2 protein-coding genes are annotated in these 3,567 nt (G+C 33.8%); both read left to right on the top strand.

Going from position 1 to position 3,567, the window contains the following annotated elements:
• The first annotated feature begins 487 nt into the window (after positions 1–487).
• Positions 488–1,618, top strand: a complete 1,131-nt coding sequence (locus tag A9Q93_RS04335) for an AraC family transcriptional regulator (RefSeq protein ID WP_303686147.1) — start codon at positions 488–490, stop codon at positions 1,616–1,618.
• Positions 1,619–2,489: 871 nt separating this feature from the next.
• A partial coding sequence (locus A9Q93_RS04330) for a fibronectin type III domain-containing protein (RefSeq protein ID WP_303686146.1) occupies positions 2,490–3,567 on the top strand: 1,078 nt, incomplete at its 3' end.

Below are 3,567 nucleotides of genomic sequence, written 5' to 3'. Positions count from 1 at the left end.
CAATTATCAAGTAAGCTTTGCTTAATAGGGCTAGTAAAATTTACTAGCCCTATTTTATACCATTTTAACTGAAGTACCCATGAGGTATTAAAATCTACCTTTTATATGAAAAGGGGTTCTCAATAAAATTAGATTTTAAAAAAGGTCAACCACGAATCTGGTTGACCTTTTTTTATTGGCAATTGCCAGTCAAAACCCTCCTTTTTCATTCTAAATTTTCAAGACTTCAAAATGTGAGATTTGTTGATTTTTTCATCCTTTTCGACTATCCCTTCAAATTAAAAACAAACTTCAAAAAAACCGAGTGTGTATTTCTGTTATCAGGACATTTTACACGGTTTTTTTCTTACTCATCTGGTTCGAATTTCAATAAATTTGTGTCATCAAATTGGAAACTAACTTATTTCCAACTTCCTAAAGAAATAATAATTTATCTTTGATTTCGTTATTTCCATAGTATAACAAGTAACCACTAAATAATTATCGCATGCCTGAACTCCATAATTTATTAGGATTATTTGGAATATTTGGATTAGTTCATGGTGTTATCTTTGGTGTTATATTGATTTATTTTTCTTCCAAAAGAAAGCCTTCTCTATTGCTTGGAGTTTTTCTTGCTTTATTTGGCGTCTCATTACTTTTCAATATTTTAGATCATTACGGCATAATACAAAGTCATACGGAATTATACCTATTGCCAATACGCTTTTGGTTTTTAGCATACCCTATTCTCTATTTATATATAAAAGGTTTAATGATGCAACTATCGTTCAAAAAAGAACGAAAACATCTTTATCCCGGGGCGATCGAGTTTATTTTATTGAGTTTTTTATTTTTTTATATTCCGAATGAATCAAAAAAGGAATTTTATCTTTCTTACGGACGCTCCTACATCTTAGCCGCAAATATTTTTACCGCATTCTATTTAATTAAAATTCTAGCTTTAATTAAAGGGAATATTAAAAGAGTTAATGAATACCACTCTACTTTAGATGATAAATTATTAGCCTGGGTCAAACCTATTATATTTGCATTTTTAACAATTATCCTATTTGATTTTGTAATACTTGCCATACAATCACTTGACTTAAAATACCTACATGACACACTTGAGACAATTTATATAATCCAAAGTGGACTATACACTGTATTCATTTATTGGTTAGCCTTCTTTGGAATGAAACAACACTATATTTCTACCGGTAAGGAAATGGCTTCCCTTACCAGCGCTTTACAGACCTCTCGGGCCTCTGCTAGAGACACGAACAAAGAAGATTATGATACTATTTTCCTTCAGATTACAAACTACATGGATGAATCTAAATGTTATACAAATGATGAATTAACCATAATAGATTTAGCCAACGCCATAGGTTTGCATTATCGTAAAATATCTCAGGTAATTAATGACCAGGCTAATTGCACATTCAATAATTTCATTAATCAATACCGAGTGGATGAGGCAAAGCGCATAATGAGTGATCCGGAAAGAATTGGAAAATTAACTTTGGAGGTTGTTGGACAAGAGGTAGGTTTTAAATCTAACAGTTCATTATATACTGCTTTCAGGAAATTCGAAGGTAAAACTCCATCCAATTTTATGAAACCAAGCAAGTAACCATTTAGCAATACCGTTTATTCAACTCTTGACTAAGACTTTGGGATATTTAGGTTTGCTCAAAATTGAACACCAGGTTAGCGCAAAAATGAAATCACCCTTTAAACCAAGTTTAATTTTATATTAATTCCCGCAATGAATAATTTATAGGATTTAATTTTCTGTAGATTTCCTTTTTCTGAAGATAATACTGATTTTTCTCGCATTCCTAACGATATACATTCCCTATTTTTGACCCTGTTATTCCACTATCGGAATAAGCGGAAACCTATTTCGCGCCACACACAAACTACATCCATTTTAAAATGAAGTTTATTAACAGTGTAGCTCGAATTAATTTCACAAGCATAGCCACTGAGGCTTATAGTATTCTTCTAAAACTATGAGAATACTTTAGTAAACAAGATTAAAACCACAATTCACGATAAAGCCTTACAATTACGGCTAAGCCTAATTGTAAATAAATAGAGATATGGGCTGGGGGAGAACTGACTAAGTATGGTAGTTAAAGTTTTTTAGTTTAGGTAATTAAAATTGCAATAACGAAATACAGTTCTCCCTCTTTCTATTTAAAACTAGGCAAAAAAGCCTCTCCCCCCATTAACAAGTAAGAATATCAACTCTGAGTCGCTCAGCCTTTTCACCCACTCGATCCCTGTCACTCGCTTCACACTCTAGGGATTACGCTGTGTAAATTTCGCTTATTTACACATCCCGCATAATCTATTTCAAAAGAAATTTTCTTGAGATTTCGCTTATCTACAGGTATTCGCCTGATTTAGAGATAAGGCCAACAGTGATTGTTCAATATATTTGGAATCATCTTTAATATCGGGGTATTAAATACTCGAGTAATCTAAAACCTTAAACTATGATTAAAACGTTACGACGGCTAATTACCGTTCTTTCTGTTTTCGCATATTCTTTGCTTTCCGCACAGGGGACATGCAGCTATTCAGAAAACTCCTTTGGTAATGAAAACACCAACTATGTGGAATTTAACAGTTTCGATTGTGTGGATACAGTCACCAATTCCTTTATTACGGAGGCTATTATTGACCTCGACCTTACAGCTTCTACCTGGGCTTGTACTAGTTGGTATTCTTATAGCTTGGAAGTTAATGGATCAGTTGTAGCTGAAGATTTATGCGAAATTGCAAGTACTGATTTAACTGCATATGGTGTAGATATTAACAACCTTACAAGTGTAAAGATTTTTACTGTAAATGAAGATGCTGGGCCAGATAATACTACGATCGATGTTACATTAGATCTTACCTACATCATTACAACTTGCCCTCCTCCTTCTGGAGTTTCAATTTCAAACATTAATCCTACAACAGCTAATGTCAGTTGGTCTTCAAATGGTTCTGAAACTCTTTGGAATATTGAGGTGGTTAACTTAACTGCTGGAGATACTGCAACAGGTGTTGCTACGTATTCTGGGGTTACTGTAAATCCTTATGGTATAACTTCATTGTTACCTGAGAACGAGTATGCGGTTTACTTGCAGTCTGATTGTGGTGTATTTAATACAGAACCACTAAGTGGCTGGTCTAATGTCAGTAACTTTACGACACCTCCTACATGTTTGCCATTAGGAGCTATTTCTATTGATTCTGTTACTGATACTCAAGTTGAGCTTTCATGGGCTCAGGCTGGTTCTGAGTTTGTTTGGGATATTGAGTTAATCAATACTTCAATTGTTCCTGCTGATACATTTAGCTTTATACCAAACAATGCTGGTCTTACTACAAATGCGCCAACATTGACTTCTTTGGTTCCTGAAAGCGACTACGAATTCATCGTTAGAGCGAATTGTGGTATTATTGATGGACCAAGTGTATGGACTTCAGTATATAGTTTCACAACTTTACCTACTTGTCAAGCTCCTATAGATTTAGTATTAGGTGCTTATTCAAATAATGAAATTACATTCTCATGGACTT

Origin of the sequence: Nonlabens dokdonensis (genome assembly GCF_002162835.1) — a bacterium.
In the GTDB taxonomy this organism is placed as follows: domain Bacteria; phylum Bacteroidota; class Bacteroidia; order Flavobacteriales; family Flavobacteriaceae; genus Nonlabens; species Nonlabens dokdonensis_B.
The sequence above is the reverse complement of the archived record's forward strand: the minus strand, read 5'-3'. Positions and strand labels throughout refer to the sequence as shown.